15 protein-coding genes are annotated in these 15517 nt (G+C 62.5%); 2 read left to right on the top strand and 13 right to left on the bottom strand.

Going from position 1 to position 15517, the window contains the following annotated elements:
- Positions 1-6 precede the first annotated feature (6 nt).
- The 8 genes from ACEPP2_RS08950 to ACEPP2_RS08915 all read right to left on the bottom strand — a co-directional run bounded on the left by ACEPP2_RS08950 (position 7) and on the right by ACEPP2_RS08915 (position 8840).
- Complete coding sequence (locus tag ACEPP2_RS08950; protein WP_395516364.1) at positions 7-414, bottom strand: F0F1 ATP synthase subunit epsilon; 408 nt, start codon at positions 412-414, stop codon at positions 7-9.
- Between the two features lie 68 nt (positions 415-482).
- Positions 483-1925: a F0F1 ATP synthase subunit beta gene (gene atpD / locus ACEPP2_RS08945; RefSeq protein WP_052640358.1), complete on the bottom strand. Its 1443-nt coding sequence runs from the start codon at positions 1923-1925 to the stop codon at positions 483-485.
- Between the two features lie 23 nt (positions 1926-1948).
- A complete protein-coding gene (locus ACEPP2_RS08940; protein ID WP_052640359.1) occupies positions 1949-2827 on the bottom strand; it encodes a F0F1 ATP synthase subunit gamma in 879 nt (292 codons plus the stop codon).
- 42 nt (positions 2828-2869) lie between these two features.
- Complete coding sequence (gene atpA, locus ACEPP2_RS08935; RefSeq protein ID WP_142586419.1) at positions 2870-4399, bottom strand: F0F1 ATP synthase subunit alpha; 1530 nt, start codon at positions 4397-4399, stop codon at positions 2870-2872.
- Positions 4399-4965, bottom strand: a complete 567-nt coding sequence (locus tag ACEPP2_RS08930; RefSeq protein ID WP_082077746.1) for a F0F1 ATP synthase subunit delta — start codon at positions 4963-4965, stop codon at positions 4399-4401. The genes atpA and ACEPP2_RS08930 overlap by 1 nt, the downstream gene beginning before the upstream one ends.
- Positions 4966-5213: 248 nt before the next feature.
- On the bottom strand, positions 5214-5597 hold the full coding sequence (locus tag ACEPP2_RS08925) for an AGROH133_08824 family phage infection protein (protein ID WP_077549359.1): 384 nt from the start codon (positions 5595-5597) through the stop codon (positions 5214-5216).
- Between the two features lie 53 nt (positions 5598-5650).
- Complete coding sequence (locus ACEPP2_RS08920; RefSeq protein ID WP_395516363.1) at positions 5651-7870, bottom strand: primosomal protein N'; 2220 nt, start codon at positions 7868-7870, stop codon at positions 5651-5653.
- Positions 7871-7931: 61 nt separating this feature from the next.
- Entirely contained in the window at positions 7932-8840 is a 909-nt protein-coding gene (locus tag ACEPP2_RS08915; protein WP_395516362.1) for a GNAT family N-acetyltransferase, read from the bottom strand.
- 137 nt (positions 8841-8977) lie between these two features.
- Between ACEPP2_RS08915 and ACEPP2_RS08910 the strand changes: the two genes are divergently transcribed.
- The gene (locus ACEPP2_RS08910) at positions 8978-9913 is read left to right on the top strand and encodes a tyrosine recombinase XerC (RefSeq protein WP_395516361.1); all 936 of its coding nucleotides are present in this window, start codon (positions 8978-8980) and stop codon (positions 9911-9913) included.
- A gap of 177 nt (positions 9914-10090) precedes the next feature.
- A complete protein-coding gene (locus ACEPP2_RS08905) occupies positions 10091-11074 on the top strand; it encodes a TraB/GumN family protein (RefSeq protein ID WP_395516440.1) in 984 nt (327 codons plus the stop codon).
- 3 nt (positions 11075-11077) lie between these two features.
- On the opposite strand, the gene ACEPP2_RS08900 is transcribed toward ACEPP2_RS08905, so the two are convergent.
- The 5 genes from ACEPP2_RS08900 to odhB form a co-directional block, all read right to left on the bottom strand.
- On the bottom strand, positions 11078-11575 hold the full coding sequence (locus ACEPP2_RS08900; protein ID WP_395516360.1) for a cytochrome b: 498 nt from the start codon (positions 11573-11575) through the stop codon (positions 11078-11080).
- A gap of 117 nt (positions 11576-11692) precedes the next feature.
- Positions 11693-13099, bottom strand: a complete 1407-nt coding sequence (gene lpdA / locus ACEPP2_RS08895) for a dihydrolipoyl dehydrogenase (RefSeq protein WP_395516359.1) — start codon at positions 13097-13099, stop codon at positions 11693-11695.
- A 58-nt stretch (positions 13100-13157) separates the two neighbouring features.
- Complete coding sequence (locus tag ACEPP2_RS08890) at positions 13158-13799, bottom strand: LysE family translocator (RefSeq protein WP_395516358.1); 642 nt, start codon at positions 13797-13799, stop codon at positions 13158-13160.
- 11 nt (positions 13800-13810) lie between these two features.
- Positions 13811-14224: an MAPEG family protein gene (locus ACEPP2_RS08885; RefSeq protein WP_395516357.1), complete on the bottom strand. Its 414-nt coding sequence runs from the start codon at positions 14222-14224 to the stop codon at positions 13811-13813.
- Positions 14225-14249: 25 nt separating this feature from the next.
- A complete protein-coding gene (odhB, locus tag ACEPP2_RS08880) occupies positions 14250-15494 on the bottom strand; it encodes a 2-oxoglutarate dehydrogenase complex dihydrolipoyllysine-residue succinyltransferase (protein WP_395516356.1) in 1245 nt (414 codons plus the stop codon).
- Between the last annotated feature and the right edge of the window lie 23 nt (positions 15495-15517).

Raw genomic sequence — 15517 nt, 5'->3', positions numbered from 1 at the left:
TGCCGATCAGGCCGGCAGGATGGCGCCGTTGAGTTCGGTGAGCTGGGACAGATATTCCTCAAGCTTCGTCTTGTGCTCGTGGTCAGTCGCAGCACCCGCGTCGCTACGGGCAGCCTCGATCCGCGCCTGCAGCGTCTCCCGCGTCACGTCCGAGAGCGGCAGGGCCGATTCGGCCAACACCGTGCAGCCGGTCGGCAGGATGTCCGCAAAGCCGCCGAACACGACATACTTCGCTTCCTGGCCCGTCGCCGACTTCACCGTCACCACGCCCGGCTTGATGGTCGTCATCGTCGGAGCATGGTTCGCAAGAACCGTCATCTCGCCCAGCGTAGCCGGGATCACGACTTCGGTAACCTTTTCAGAAAGGAGAAGACGTTCCGGAGAGACGAGCTCGAAATTGAAGGCGTCAGCCATGGCGGTTCACTTCTTCACGTGTTGCATGCAAAGGCGCGCCGCAAGTGCAGCGCGCCCGCTGGTCCTGCTTAGGCAGCAGCTGCCAGCTTCTTCGCCTTTTCCATCGCCTCTTCAATCGAGCCGACCATGTAGAACGCGGCTTCCGGAAGATGGTCGTACTCGCCGTTGACGAGACCCTTGAAGCCCTTGATCGTGTCTTCGAGAGCAACCAGCTTGCCCGGCGAGCCGGTGAACACTTCTGCGACGAAGAACGGCTGCGACAGGAAGCGCTCGATCTTACGGGCGCGGGCGACGGTCATCTTGTCCTCTTCGGACAGTTCGTCCATGCCAAGGATGGCAATGATGTCCTGCAGCGACTTGTAGCGCTGCAGCGTCGTCTGCACCTGGCGAGCCACTTCGTAGTGCTCTTCACCCACGATCATCGGGTCGAGCATGCGCGACGTGGAGTCGAGCGGGTCAACGGCCGGATAGATGCCCTTCTCAGCGATCGAACGCGACAGAACGGTCGTTGCGTCGAGGTGGGCGAACGAGGTTGCCGGTGCCGGGTCGGTCAAGTCGTCGGCCGGGACGTAGATGGCCTGAACCGAGGTGATCGAGCCCTTGGTCGTCGTGGTGATGCGCTCCTGCATCTGACCCATGTCGGTCGCCAGCGTCGGCTGGTAACCCACGGCCGATGGGATACGGCCGAGTAGAGCCGACACTTCCGAACCTGCCTGCGTGAAGCGGAAGATGTTGTCGACGAAGAACAGAACGTCCTGGCCCTTGTCGCGGAAATCTTCAGCAATCGTCAGGCCGGTCAGGGCGACGCGTGCACGGGCGCCCGGCGGCTCGTTCATCTGGCCGTAGACGAGAGCTGCCTTCGAGCCTTCGCCGCCGCCGTGCTTGTTCACGCCGGATTCGATCATTTCGTGGTAGAGGTCGTTGCCTTCACGGGTACGCTCGCCAACGCCAGCGAACACGGAGTAACCGCCGTGCGCCTTCGCGACGTTGTTGATCAGTTCCATGATGAGAACGGTCTTGCCGACGCCGGCGCCGCCGAACAGGCCGATCTTGCCGCCCTTCGCGTAAGGAGCGAGAAGGTCGACGACCTTGATGCCGGTCACGAGGATCTGCGCTTCCGTGGACTGCTCGACGTAAGCCGGAGCTTCCTGGTGGATGGCGCGTAGGGTTCCGGTGTCGAGCGGACCTGCTTCGTCGACTGGCTCGCCGATGACGTTCATGATGCGGCCGAGCGTCTGGTCCCCGACCGGCACCGAGATCGGAGCGCCGGTGTTCTTCACCTGCTGGCCGCGAACGAGGCCTTCGGTGGAGTCCATCGCGATGGTACGCACCTGGTTTTCACCAAGGTGCTGCGCGACTTCCAGAACGAGGCGGTTACCGTTGTTATCGGTTTCCAGTGCGTTCAGGATCGGCGGCAGTTCGCCATCGAACGAAACGTCGACAACGGCGCCGATCACCTGCGTCACCTTGCCGACGGAGGTGCCGGCGTCCAGGGTAGCTGCGATAGCCATGTTTCTTACCCTCTTTCCTTATCTCAGAGCGCTTCCGCGCCCGAAATGATTTCAATCAGTTCCTTGGTGATCTGCGCCTGGCGCTGACGGTTGTAGGACAGCGTCAGCTTGTTGATCATCTCACCGGCATTGCGCGTCGCGTTGTCCATTGCGGACATCTGAGCGCCATAGAAGGATGCGTTGTTCTCGAGCAGCGCGCGGAAGATCTGCACGGCCACATTGCGCGGCAGCAGATCCGCGAGGATCTCTTCTTCGCTCGGCTCGTATTCGTAAAGGGCTGCCGACCCGCTTCCGGCATCCGCTTCGTCGAACTTGGCCGGAATGATCTGCTGGGCCGTGGCTACCTGCGCGATCACCGACTGGAAGCGTGCATAGAACAGCGTGGCAACGTCGAACTCGCCCTTGTTGAAGAGGTCAAGCACCCGGCGCGCAACATCGTCCGCATTGGCAAAGCTCAGTTGCTTCACTTCGCGGAAGGTTACGTAATCGACGATGTTGTCCTTGAACGTCCGGCGCAGGATGTCATTGCCCTTGCGGCCGACCGTCAGGATCTTCACCGTCTTGCCTTCCCGGATCAGCTTCAAAGCATGATCGCGGGCAAGGCGGATGATGGACGAGTTGAAGCCACCTGCAAGACCACGCTCACCAGTTGCAACGACGAGAAGGTGAACCTGATCGCGGCCGGTCCCGGACAGAAGCAGTGGCGCTTCAGCATTGCCGGCATTGGCGGCGGACAGGCTGGCCAGCACCTTGTTCATGCGTTCCGCGTAGGGACGTGCAGCCTCGGCCGCCTCCTGCGCACGGCGCAGCTTCGCCGCGGCGACCATCTTCATCGCCTTGGTGATCTTCTGCGTCGCCTTGACGGAGGCGATCCGGTTTTTCAGATCCTTAAGTGAAGGCATCCGTTATCGGTCCCCTAAGGGTTAGTGTGCGTAATCCGGGGCTCAGGCGAAGGACTTGGCGTAGGCGTCGAGCGCCGCCTTCAACTTGGCCTTGACGTCGTCCGACAGGGCCTTTTCGGTGCGGATCGCATCGAGAACATCCTTGCCTTCCGAACGCATGTAGGTGAGCAGGCCCTGTTCGAACTTGCCGACATCGCCGACCGGGATCTTGTCCAGGTAGCCGTTGACACCTGCGAAGATCACCGCAACCTGCTCTTCGGTTTTCAGCGGCGAGAACTGCGGCTGCTTCAGGAGTTCGGTCAGGCGGGCACCACGGTTCAGCAGGCGCTGCGTCGCGGCGTCAAGGTCAGAGCCGAACTGAGCGAAGGCTGCCATTTCACGATACTGGGCAAGCTCGCCCTTGATCGAACCGGCAACCTGCTTCATCGCCTTGATCTGCGCGGCGGAGCCGACGCGGGAAACCGACAGACCCACGTTCACGGCCGGGCGGATGCCCTGGTAGAACAGGTCGGTTTCGAGGAAGATCTGACCGTCGGTGATCGAGATCACATTCGTCGGAATGAATGCCGAAACGTCGTTACCCTGGGTTTCGATGACCGGCAGGGCCGTCAGCGAACCGGCACCGCGCTCGTCGGAGAGCTTGGCCGCGCGCTCGAGAAGACGCGAGTGCAGATAGAAAACATCGCCGGGATAAGCTTCGCGGCCCGGCGGGCGACGCAGAAGCAGGGACATCTGGCGGTAGGCGACAGCCTGCTTGGAAAGATCGTCGTAGGCGATCAGCGCGTGCTGGCCGTTGTCACGGAAATATTCGCCCATGGCGCAACCGGCGAACGGCGCAAGATACTGCATCGGAGCCGGATCGGAGGCCGTTGCGGCGACGATGATCGAGTACTGGAGAGCACCACGCTCTTCCAGGACCTTCACGAACTGAGCAACGGTCGAACGCTTCTGGCCGATAGCGACGTAGACGCAGAACAGCTTCTCGCTGTCCGGACCATTGTCGTGGATCGGCTTCTGGTTCAGGAAGGTGTCGAGGATGATGGCGGTCTTGCCGGTCTGGCGGTCGCCGATGACGAGCTCGCGCTGGCCGCGGCCAACCGGGATCAGGGCGTCAATGGCCTTAAGGCCGGTCGACATCGGCTCATGAACCGACTTGCGCGGAATGATACCAGGAGCCTTTACGTCGACGCGCGAACGGCGGGTCGCATTGATCGGACCCTTACCGTCGATCGGATTGCCGAGCGCATCAACGACGCGGCCGAGCAGTTCCGGGCCGACCGGCACGTCAACGATGGCGCCGGTCCGCTTGACGGTGTCGCCTTCCTTGATCTCACGGTCCGAACCGAACACAACCACACCGACGTTATCGGCTTCGAGGTTGAGGGCCATGCCGCGCACGCCGCCGGGGAACTCGACCATTTCACCGGCCTGGATGTTATCCAGACCGTATACGCGGGCAATACCGTCACCAACGGAGAGAACCTGGCCGACTTCGGATACCTCAGCCTCCTGGCCGAAGTTCTTGATTTGATCTTTCAGAATTGCGGAAATTTCCGCGGCGCGGATATCCATCAGCCAACCTCTTTCAGTGCAAGCTTAAGGGTGGAAAGTTTGGTGCGAAGGGAGGTGTCGATCTGTCGCGACCCGACCTTGACGATCAGGCCACCAAGAAGCGAGGCATCCACCTTGACGGCGACGACCACGTCCTTGCCAGTGACGCCCTTCAGCGCCGACTTGAGTTCTTGTTCCTGGGCCGGCGTCAACGCATGTGCGGACGTCACTTCGGCCGTAACTTCGCCGCGATGGGCGGCTGCGATCTGGCGATAACCCCGGATCATGCCCGGCAGGGCGAAAAGGCGACGATTGCTCGCAACGACCTTCAGGAAGTTGGCGACCATGCCGCGGATGCCAGCCTTGTCGGCGACTGCGGAGATGGCACGCACCTGCTCCTCGGCAGAAAAGACCGGGCTCTGGATCAGGCGCCGCAGGTCCTCGCTCTCGTCCATCATAGCCTGGAACCGATCAAGATCCGCGCCGACTGCATCGATCGAACCTGCCTCGAGCGCCAGCTCGAAGAGCGAGGATGCATAGCGCTCAGCTACACCGGAAATCAGCTGGGACGTGTCAGCCACGGGCACAGTTTCCCTTGATTGTCATCAACGGCCGGACCTCGCGGACGGAGATCGATAAGCCCTTGTGAGTATTTGCTATTTTGTTGAAAACAACCAGCTTTTAGGCTGGCCCCTTCAGACTTTCGCGGTTCGTCTACCATAGGATCTATGGACTCGCAACACGGCAGATAGGCTAAAACGTCCGGGCTAGAAGGGGTTGAACCGATTTTATCACCCTGCTTGTGCGGATTCGGGGTGAGAAGCAGCGAACCGCGCTAGAAATAGCCGAGAACATAGCCGAGCGGCAGCGCGGCGAGCGCAAGTTGCGCGATCAGGACCAGGGCGTTGACGGTTATTCTGCCGCGGTCGAGTAACAGTGATAGCAGACGCCCCAGCCCCGCAAACCCGAGCGCGCTGCCGAGCATGAGATAGGTGAAGTCCTGCGCAAGGGCGATCGCTGCCAGCCCCAGGCCAAGGTGAAGGCCTCCTATCGAGCGTGTCGCGCCGAAGCCGACGGAGGTGACCTCCCCCGTGACCAGCCCCCCTGCCCTCAGCAGCCGTGCCGGAAACAGCATGGTCAGAAGACCGAAAACCGCGACGACAAGCGCGGCCAGGAATGCCAGGCGCTCCGGCAGCTCGGCGGGAAAGTAGAGTTCCAAAATTCACTCCTGACGCTCTTGGGACTGCCCCCTTACCAGCAGCGCCGTGATTCTCAAAGAAAGCTCTGGGGATCGACGTCGATCTGCACATGCACCGAGCCGCGAACCTTGGGCCCCTGCGTTACCATTGTCTTCAGGAAGGCCTGCATATCGGAGTTCCGCCTGCCATGGACCAGGAGCCGGAAACGATGCCGTCCCCTGACCAGCGCCAGCGGCGCCTCGGCCGGCCCGAGTACGGCAATTCCAGAAACATGCGGAGCGGCGGCACGCAGGCCGCGCGCATGGACCTCCGCATCAGCACGGCTCTCGGCCGACACGATGATCGACGCCAGCCGGCCGAAGGGCGGGAGGATCGCGCGTTCCCGCTCGATGATCTCCCGCTCATAGAACGCCCCCGCGTCACCGGAAACGATCGCCTGCATGACGGGATGCTGCGGCTGGTAGGTCTGCAGCAGTCCGTGGCTCTTGAGCCCCGTCCGCCCTGCGCGTCCCGTCACCTGGCTGAGCAGCTGGAAGGTTCGTTCGGCGGCACGGGGATCGCCATTCGCCAACCCCAGGTCCGCATCGACAATCCCGACCAGCGTCATCAGGGGGAAATTATGCCCTTTGGCGACCAGTTGGGTACCGATGACAATATCGGCATCTCCGCGGGTGATCGCCTCCAGCTCCAGCCGGAGACGCTTGACGCCGCCGAGCAGGTCGGAAGACATGACGATGGTGCGGGCATCCGGAAAGTGCCTTTCCACTTCCTCCGCAATGCGCTCCACGCCTGGCCCGCATGCGACAAGATGGTCGAGCGTGCCGCATTCGGGGCACGCCTCCGGCGTCGGCTCGCTATAGCCGCACTGATGGCACTGGATCTGGTTGCGAAATCGGTGCTCGACCAGCCAGCTTGAGCATTGCGGGCACTGGAAGCGATGTCCGCAGACCCGGCAGAGGGTGAGCGGTGCATAACCGCGCCGATTGAGGAACAGAAGCGCCTGCTCGCCGCGCTCTATGGTCTTGCCCACGGCCCTCAGAAGCAGGGGAGACAGGAAGCCTCCCCGCTCGGGCGGATGCTTGCGCATGTCGATCAGGTGGAGGTCCGGCAGTGCCGCTTCGCCGTAGCGTGTCGGCAAGTGCACCAGGTGGTAACGCCCGGCCTGAGCGTTCACCTGGCTTTCCACCGATGGCGTCGCCGAGACGAGGACGATCGGGAAGTCGCCGATCCGGGCGCGCACGACGGCCATGTCGCGCGCATTGTAGAAGACACGATCTTCCTGTTTGTAGGCCGGGTCGTGTTCCTCATCGACGACGACCAAGCCGAGGTTTTCGAAGGGAAGGAAGAGCGCCGAACGGGCACCGGCGACAACCTGTACCTCGCCCGTGACGATGCCCCGCCAGACCTTCTCGCGTATCCGCGGCGAAAGATCGGAATGCCATTCGCCAGGCTTTGCTCCGAAGCGGTCCTGAAAGCGCTCGAGGAAGCTAGAAGTGAGTGCGATTTCAGGGAGGAGGATGAGCACCTGCCGGCCCTGCCGCAATGTTTCCGCGATGGCCTCGAAGTAGACCTCCGTCTTTCCGGAACCGGTAACCCCATCGATGAGCGAGGCGGAGAAGCCACCTTTACGGACGAGGTCGACGATGTCGCGCGCAGCATCCTTCTGCGGCCCCTCGATCCGCGACGCCGCATAGTCCGGATCGGGCCTCGCGACCACCGGCGGCGGCGGCAGGAAAACCGTCTCGAACAGCCCCTGCTGCGTCAACCCGTCGATAACGCTCGTGGAGACCCCGGCGGCATGGGCGAGGCCGGCGCGCGTCCACGGCACCTCCTCGCCGACGAGGTCGAGAACCCTTGATCGCGCCGGTGTCATCCGCTCGGGACGACCGCCGACATAGCGGATCCCCTCCACCATGGGTTCGGGTTCCAGTGCGGCGGGCGCACGGATTGCCATGCGCGCCACCAGGCCCGGCGGAGACAAGGTGTAGCTCGCCACCCACTCGATGAAGCGCCGCATCTCGGCGGAAAGAGCCGGGCAGTCGAAAGCCAGAGTGATCGGCCGCAGCTTCTTCGGATCGAGCCGGTCGTCGTTGCCGCCCTCCCAGACGACGCCGATCACCTGTCGCGGGCCAAGCGGCACCTGCACGACGGAGCCCGGTTCGACATGCATGCCGGCTGGTACGGCATAGCTGTAGGGACCCGGCGCCGGAAGCGGCACCAGCACCGGAACAACGCGCTGGACCGATGGCTGGGCCAGGAGTTCACCGAAGAGCGAGGAGGAATCTGGGCTCATGCGGCGGGACCTTGCCCCGAAGCCCGCAAAAATGAAACATCGGATTTTGCAGCTGGACGCCTTATTCCCGCGTCAGGCTGAATACCGAATGATGGTCTTGCGCCAGTTCGAAGACCGCGTGCTTCTCGATCGCCCGCGTGACATCCTGCGGATCGCCTTCCAGTTGCTCCGGCTGGATCAGATGCCCGACCGTCACGTCGAAACGGTTGCCCTTCTTGTTGAGGAGTTCGTAGAAGACCGTCATGTCGCGCAGCTCGGTCGACCACTTGGCAAACCAGTAGAAGAGCCCCGAATTCCGCGCCTTCATGTGGATCGGCAGGATCGGCAGGTTGTACTTCTTCGCAAGTCCGACCGCCGACGTCTTCCAGGGCCGCTCGTTAAGTCGGCCGTCCGCCCAGTAGGCAATGCGCCCCGACGGGAAAAGCACCATTACCTTTCCGTCCTCGACGGTCTTGTTGGTCAGGACCAGCGTCTCGCGGGTCTTGAGCTTGCTCTTGTGTTCCTCCCGCCATTCGACGGGTATGATCATTTCGGCGAAGCGTGGATTGACGCGGACGGCATCACGGTTGGCGAAAACCATCATGTCGGGTCGGCGCGGCTTGAGGACGTCGAACACTGCAACGCCATCGGCAATACCCGTCGGATGATTGCTGACGAGAATGAAGCCTCCGGTTTCCGGAATGCGGCCGGCATTCGTCACGCGGACATCAAGCTTCAGCGTATCGCTGAGATATTCGAAGGACTGGAAGCCCGGCATCGCTGCGATGTCGTTCGCGAACTCGATGGCACGGTCGTAGCGCAGCAAGGAATAGAGAAATGGCCGCATCACTGGCCAGAGCGGATGCTTGACGATGCGCTGTCCCCGCTCAGCAATGAGAGTATCAACGATGTGACCGGGTTTACCTTGGGAAACCAGAGAAAGTGCTTCGGCAAAATGCCCGAGGGAGGACATTGAATCTCGGCGCGCCATACGAACTCCTGCAGAGAGGATAGGGGTATATCGCAGTCCGATATGATCGGCCAGTGACAACGGTCGCATCCTTCAGTGAATAGTAACGCGATCAGAAGCAATCTGGGGTCACCCTGCACCGATTCAATAGGCATGACGTGAGCGACATACTGACGATCGCAGCCCCGGACCTCCTCCAGCATCGCGTGGAATGGCTGGACAATCTGGCACGGGAGCGGCGTCTTTCCGCCAACACGCTTGAAGCCTACGAACGCGATACCCGCCAATTCCTGAGCTTCCTGACCGGCCACTTGGGCGGTCCACCTCGGGTCACCGACATCCATACGCTCCGCCCCGCCGACCTGCGCGCATTTCTGGCAGCCCGCCGGCGCGAGGGCTCCGGCGCCCGCTCGCTTGGCCGGCACCTGGCAGGCCTGCGCTCGTTTCTTCACTACCTGGAGCGGCAGGGGCTGGTCAACGCAGCGGCTGCCGGCGCTGTCCGTGCGCCTCGACAGCCGAAATCGCTCCCGAAGCCGCTCAGCGATCGACAGGCACTGGCGGTCGTCGGCCAGGACGCCCAACTGCAGGAGGAACCCTGGATCGCCGCGCGGGATGCCGCCGTACTGACGCTGCTCTATGGCTGCGGACTACGGATCTCGGAGGCCCTCGCACTGACGTCGCGGGATCTTGAGGCTGGTACCTCTAGCCTTCGCGTCACCGGCAAGGGCGGCAAGGTCCGGATCGTACCGCTGCTCCCCGTCGTGGTCGAGGCGGTGGCAGCCTACCGGAAGCTCTGTCCCTATACTCCTTCGCCGGACCAGCCCTTGTTTCGCGGCGCGCGTGGAGGGCCGTTGCAGCCTGCCATCATTCAGCGCGGTATGCAGAAGCTGCGCGGTGCGCTCGGCCTGCCGGACACTGCCACGCCGCACGCGCTGCGCCACTCCTTCGCGACGCACCTCCTGGCAGGTGGCGGTGATCTGAGGACGATCCAGGAGCTTCTGGGACACGCCAGCCTCTCGACGACGCAGGTCTATACTGGCGTCGACACGCTACGCCTGCTGGAGGTCTACGATCGGGCGCATCCGCGGGCATAGGATTGCCTTAACCATCTGCCTTAATGCCTCATGCAGGTCGTGCGGCTAAGGTCCTCGTGGCCTCCCTGGAAGGACGACATGACGACCCAAGCCCTCTTCCCGCTGCCACGGCGCTTGCTGCACCAGCTGTCCGCAACTGCACTTTGGCTGCTCGCCGCCGGCCACCTGTTGGCGCTGATGTCCCTGCTGATGATCCTTCTCATGTACGCTCCGGCAAGAGCAGAGACTGCATGTCACGGCAAGAACCTGCTGGAAGGCTTGCAGCGTGAGGATCCACAGGCCTACGCCGCTGTGATGGCGGAGGGCCGAGACGTGGTGAACGGCCAGGGTCTCTTCTGGAAGGTCGAGCGCGAAGGCATTTCTCCGTCCTATATGCTGGGCACCATGCACGTGACTGATCCGCGTGTCCTGAAGATGCCGCCGAGCGCCGCAGAGGCGCACGCAGCCGCACGGGTGATCGTCATCGAATCCGACGAGATCCTCGACGAGCGGAGGGCGGCCGCCGCCATCCTGGCCAGACCTGAACTGACCATGTTCACGGATGGCCGGTCGATCGAGAACCTCCTGCCCCCCGAAGATCTGGTGGTCCTGAAGGAAGGGCTGGAAGAAAGGGGTCTCGTCCTTTCCGCAGTGTCGCGCATGAAACCCTGGATGCTGGCGGGCTTTGTGGCGACTTCAGCCTGCGAATCGGCGCGCAAGGCAGACGGTGCGATATTTCTCGACAAGAAGATCGCCCTTGATGCCATGGCGTCCGGCAAGCCCGTGAAAGGCCTGGAAACGCTTCAGGAGCAGCTGGCGGCGATGGCTGAAATGCCGATCGACTTCCACCTCCAGGCTCTGGTCGAGACGATCAGGCTCGGTGACCGGATAGACGATGTCGTGGAGACGATGACCGAACTCTACCTGGCAGGCGAAACGGGCCTGACCATTCCCGCGCTGAAGGCGCTGACCCCGACATTGACGGAAGGGGACGAGAGCGCCTACGCCGCTTTCGAGAGCGCGGTGATTTCCGCCCGGAACCATCGGATGGCGGAGCGCGCCGCACCCATTCTTGCCGAGGGCGGCGCCTTCGTGGCTGTTGGTGCCCTGCACCTGCCGGGCGAGGACGGGTTGGTCGAATTGCTGCGCAGGCAGGGCTTCACCGTCAGCCGTTCCCGGTGAGCACTAACCGACCGTCATTCGCTTCATGACGTTCGTCTTCCAGTAGAACTGGTGCGCCAGCACGCCCAGGACATGCGCGACGATCAGAAGCCACAGGAGCGCCTTCAGCGGTCCTCCGTGAAAGTCGCCCGCCTGCTTGTTGCCGAGATAGTAGGCACCAGCGCCGGTCAACGGCAGGACCAGCAGCAACACGTAGAGCAGTCCGTGCGCAGCCTTGGCGGCAAGCCGGAAGAGCGGCGGCTCCTCCACAGGCAGTGTCGGGTTCTTCATGGTCAGCCGCAGCACGATCCGCCAGATGGTGAGGATCGCGATCAGGATGCCTGCATAGGCGTGAAGGTTGGCGCTCGCCACCTGCTCGGCGGTCGCCGCACCCGTTTCTCGAACTGCGCGATTCCACTCTTCCATGCCTTCCGGAAGCAGAAGGTTGAAGAAGACCAGAGCGACGACCAGCCAGTGCAGGATGCGTTGGGAAACAGAATAGGAAACAGCGTCGGAAGCCATTGTCTTGCCTTTCGTCAAAACGTTGCGCGGCAATTGCTTCCGGATGTTAAAGGCCGCAGCCTGCGTGGCAAGCTGCGGCCTTCAAGATGAAGAAGATTTAATTCCCGTCTTGCGTTTCTACATGTGGAGCGGCTTGAAGAAGGTGGCGAGGGCTGCCTCCTTCACCGCTTCCGACATGGTCGGATGCGCATGGCAGGTGCGGCCAAGATCTTCCGAGGATCCACCGAACTCCATCAGCACGGCGATCTCGTGGATCATCTCGCCGGCGCCGAAGCCGACGATGTGGCCACCGAGCACGCGATCGGTCTCCTTGTCGGCGAGGATCTTCACGAAGCCGTCCGTCACCTGCATCGCGCGGGCGCGGCCGTTCGCGGTGAAGGGGAACTTTCCGACCTTGTAAGCCACTCCTGCCGCCTTCAGCTCTTCCTCGGTCTTGCCGACCGAAGCGACTTCCGGCTGCGTGTAGACGACGCCAGGAATGACGTCGTAGTTCACATGGCCATGCTGGCCGGCGAGGATTTCCGCGAGCGCCACGCCTTCGTCTTCTGCCTTGTGAGCAAGCATCGGACCCTTCACCACGTCGCCAATCGCATAGATGCCATCGACATTCGTCTTGTAATGCCCGTCAATCTCGACCCGGCCGCGATTGTCGAGCGCCACGCCCGCCTCGTCGAGGCCAAGGCCAGCCGTATAGGGCTTGCGGCCGGTGGAGATCAGCACGACATCCGCCTCGATCGCCTGCGCCTCGCCGCCCTTCACAGGCTCGAACGTGACCTTGGCACCGGCGCCGGACTTTTCGACCCCGGTCACCTTTGCTCCCAGGTTGAAGGTCATTCCCTGCTTGGCCAGCATGCGCTGGAACTGCTTGGATACCTCGCCGTCCATCCCGCCGAGGATGTTGTCCAGGTATTCGACGACCGTCACCTTCGCGCCGAGGCGCATCCACACCGAGCCGAGCTCAAGGCCGATGACGCCCCCGCCGACCACGACCAGATGCTGCGGCACCTTGTCGAGTGCGATTGCGCCGGTGGAGGAAACGATCACCTTCTCATCGATGTCGACATTGACGCCGGGAATGCCGGCAACGTCGGAACCAGTGGCGATGACGATGTTCTTCGTCTCCAGTTCCTGGGTGCTGCCGTCCTCGGCAGTCACCGCGACCTTGCCGGCCGCAACGATCTTGCCGGTTCCGATCAAGCCGTCGATCTTGTTCTTCTTGAACAGGAACGCGACGCCGTCGACGTTCGACTTCACGGTCGCATCCTTGTGCGCCATCATCTTCTCGAGGTTGAGCTTCGGAGCCGGTATCTCGACGCCAAGCGAATCCATGCCGTGGGCGGCATGATGGAACATCTCCGAAGCGTGGAGCAGGGCCTTGGAGGGAATGCAGCCGACATTCAGGCAGGTGCCGCCATAGGTGGCACGCTTCTCGACCACGGCAACCTTCAGCCCGAGCTGGGCAGCCTTGATGGCGCAGACATAACCACCGGGTCCGCTTCCGATTACGACGACATCATAAGCCATGTTCTAAATCCTGGTCCTGTTTCTGGCGGCGTCACCGCCGATATTTCGAGAATGGCCCTCAGGCCGCTTTTTCAGTCGCAAGCTTGATACCGAGCGCGATGAACACCACGCCACTGGTCCGGTCGATCCATTTGCTGGCGCGCGAGAACGCCGAGCGCATGCGCGGCGTGGTCATGAACGCGCTCACGCCCACGAACCACAGAATGAGGCAGGTTGCCATCACCATGCCGTAGCCGAACTTGATCGCCATCGGCGTGTGGGCGCTGACGACGGTCGAGAAGATCGACAGGAAGAAGAAGACCGCCTTCGGATTGAGTGCGTTGGCGGCGAAGCCAAGCATAAATGCCTTGAAAGCAGTCTGACGTCGAACAGCGCCGAATTCGGTCTCCGCCGAGATGGCGATCTCGGTCCTGCCCGCCCTCAGTGCCTTCACACCGATATAGATCAGATAGGCGACGCCCAGCCATTTCACCAGGTTGAACAGGTAGACAGACTGCGACACGATCAGCCCTAGGCCGAGGATGGTGTAGGTGACGTGGAGCATCAGCGACGCTCCTATGCCGAAACTTGTGATGATCGCCTGCCGCCGGCCGTGAACCACCGCCTGCCGCATCACCATCGCGAGATCCGCGCCGGGCGAGACGATGGCGAAGGAGAAAATGGCCATCAGCGAGATCAGTTCGATGAAGTAGGCCTGCATGACGCGATCTCTCAGAACAAAAGCGTTGCCATCATGACGACGAGACCAACAACGCTCACCAGCCATGCGAGCGAGCGGATGTAAGGCACGCCTGCCAGGTAGAGCGGGATATAGACGATGCGGGCGATGAGCCAGGTCCAGGCGCCGGCGATGCCGACACCCGACGGATCGCCCATGAATGCAAGCGCGAGGAGAAGCCCGATGAATGCAGGATAGGTTTCCTGGAAGTTCTTCGACGCGCGGGCGGCTCGCCCGGGAAGAACACCCTGCGGCTGCCGTTCCTCGTCGCGTGGTCCGGCATTCCAGGCCGAACCAAGCTCCCGCGTCGCCAGCATGCCCTGCAGCAGGATATGGAAGAACAGCAGGACAACGCTCAGGCACAGCACGATCACCAGATGGGTGGCGTTTGCCGAGGCGGGGTCCATGCTGCTCTTCCCTCTTCTTCAGACCTTACAGGTCGAGAACCAGGCGCTCCGGATCTTCCAGGCTTTCCTTGACGCGCACGAGGAAGGTCACGGCTTCCTTGCCGTCAACGATCCGGTGGTCGTAGGAGAGGGCCAGATACATCATCGGACGAATGACAACCTGACCGCCGATGGCAACGGGACGCTCCTGGATCTTGTGCATGCCGAGGATACCCGACTGCGGCGCGTTGAGGATCGGCGAGGACATGAGTGAACCGTAGACGCCGCCATTCGAGATGGTGAACGTGCCACCCTGCATGTCGGCCATGCCAAGCTGGCCATCACGGGCGGCCTTGCCGAGGCGGCCGATTTCCTTCTCGATCTCTGCGATCGACATCTGGTCCGCATCACGCACGACCGGGACGACAAGGCCCTTGTCGGTCCCGACGGCGACGCCGATGTGGCAGTAATTCTTGTAGATGATGTCGGTGCCGTCGATCTCGGCATTGACGGCCGGCAGTTCCTTCAGCGCGTGCGTGACGGCCTTGGTGAAGAAGCCCATGAAGCCGAGCTTCACGCCGTGCTTCTTCTCGAAGATGTCCTTGTAGCGGTTGCGCAGGTCCATCACCGCCTTCATGTCCACCTCGTTATAGGTGGTCAGCATGGCAGCAGTGTTCTGTGCGTCCTTGAGGCGGCGTGCGATCGTCTGGCGCAGGCGCGTCATCTTCACCCGTTCCTCGCGTCCCGCATCTTCGGTCGTCGACGGCGCGCGCGCGGCCTTCGGAGCCTCAGCGGATGCGGCAGGAGTCGAGACGCCCTTGGCGACGGCGGCGATCACATCGCCCTTCAGAACCTGCCCGCGCTTGCCGGATCCTTCCACCTGATCGGCAGACAGATTGTTTTCAGACAGCATCTTGGCGGCGGCGGGTGCTGCCGGCATGTCGGAGGTGCCCTTGGCGGCCGGTGCCGGCTCGGCGGTCTTGGCAGGAGCCGCTTCGGCGGCCTTGGCGGGCGCTTCGGCCTTGGCGGGAGCAGCCGGTGCCGCACCGGCGGCACCTTCGGCGATCTGGCCGAGAAGTGCGTCGAGCCCGACGGTCTCGCCGTTCTGTGCGACAATTTCCGTGAGCACGCCCGAAGCCGGTGCCGGAACCTCGACGGTAACCTTGTCCGTCTCGAGCTCGACCAGCGGCTCGTCCGCCTTCACGGTATCGCCGACTTTCTTGAACCAGGTGCCGACTGTTGCCTCACTGACGGACTCGCCGAGGGTAGGGACGCGGATTTCGGTGGCCATGGAGTGTTTCCGTTTCTCTAGAA

The sequence above is a fragment of the Pseudorhizobium flavum genome, assembly GCF_044142885.1.
Classification (GTDB): Bacteria; Pseudomonadota; Alphaproteobacteria; order Rhizobiales; family Rhizobiaceae; genus Neorhizobium; species Neorhizobium flavum.
Note: the sequence above shows the minus strand (reverse complement) of the source record. Positions and strands in the feature narration are given on the sequence as shown.

What these genes read in the sequence shown, in the direction of transcription:
- ACEPP2_RS08950 (WP_395516364.1), bottom strand. Translation starts at nt 414, where the DNA reads ATGGCTGACGCCTTCAATTTCGAGCTCGTCTCTCCGGAACGTCTTCTC.
- atpD (WP_052640358.1), bottom strand. Translation starts at nt 1,925, where the DNA reads ATGGCTATCGCAGCTACCCTGGACGCCGGCACCTCCGTCGGCAAGGTG.
- ACEPP2_RS08940 (WP_052640359.1), bottom strand. Translation starts at nt 2,827, where the DNA reads ATGCCTTCACTTAAGGATCTGAAAAACCGGATCGCCTCCGTCAAGGCG.
- atpA (WP_142586419.1), bottom strand. Translation starts at nt 4,399, where the DNA reads ATGGATATCCGCGCCGCGGAAATTTCCGCAATTCTGAAAGATCAAATC.
- ACEPP2_RS08920 (WP_395516363.1), bottom strand. Translation starts at nt 7,870, where the DNA reads ATGAGCCCAGATTCCTCCTCGCTCTTCGGTGAACTCCTGGCCCAGCCA.
- ACEPP2_RS08915 (WP_395516362.1), bottom strand. Translation starts at nt 8,840, where the DNA reads ATGGCGCGCCGAGATTCAATGTCCTCCCTCGGGCATTTTGCCGAAGCA.
- ACEPP2_RS08905 (WP_395516440.1), top strand. Translation starts at nt 10,091, where the DNA reads ATGTCCCTGCTGATGATCCTTCTCATGTACGCTCCGGCAAGAGCAGAG.
- ACEPP2_RS08900 (WP_395516360.1), bottom strand. Translation starts at nt 11,575, where the DNA reads ATGGCTTCCGACGCTGTTTCCTATTCTGTTTCCCAACGCATCCTGCAC.
- lpdA (WP_395516359.1), bottom strand. Translation starts at nt 13,099, where the DNA reads ATGGCTTATGATGTCGTCGTAATCGGAAGCGGACCCGGTGGTTATGTC.
- ACEPP2_RS08890 (WP_395516358.1), bottom strand. Translation starts at nt 13,799, where the DNA reads ATGCAGGCCTACTTCATCGAACTGATCTCGCTGATGGCCATTTTCTCC.
- ACEPP2_RS08885 (WP_395516357.1), bottom strand. Translation starts at nt 14,224, where the DNA reads ATGGACCCCGCCTCGGCAAACGCCACCCATCTGGTGATCGTGCTGTGC.
- odhB (WP_395516356.1), bottom strand. Translation starts at nt 15,494, where the DNA reads ATGGCCACCGAAATCCGCGTCCCTACCCTCGGCGAGTCCGTCAGTGAG.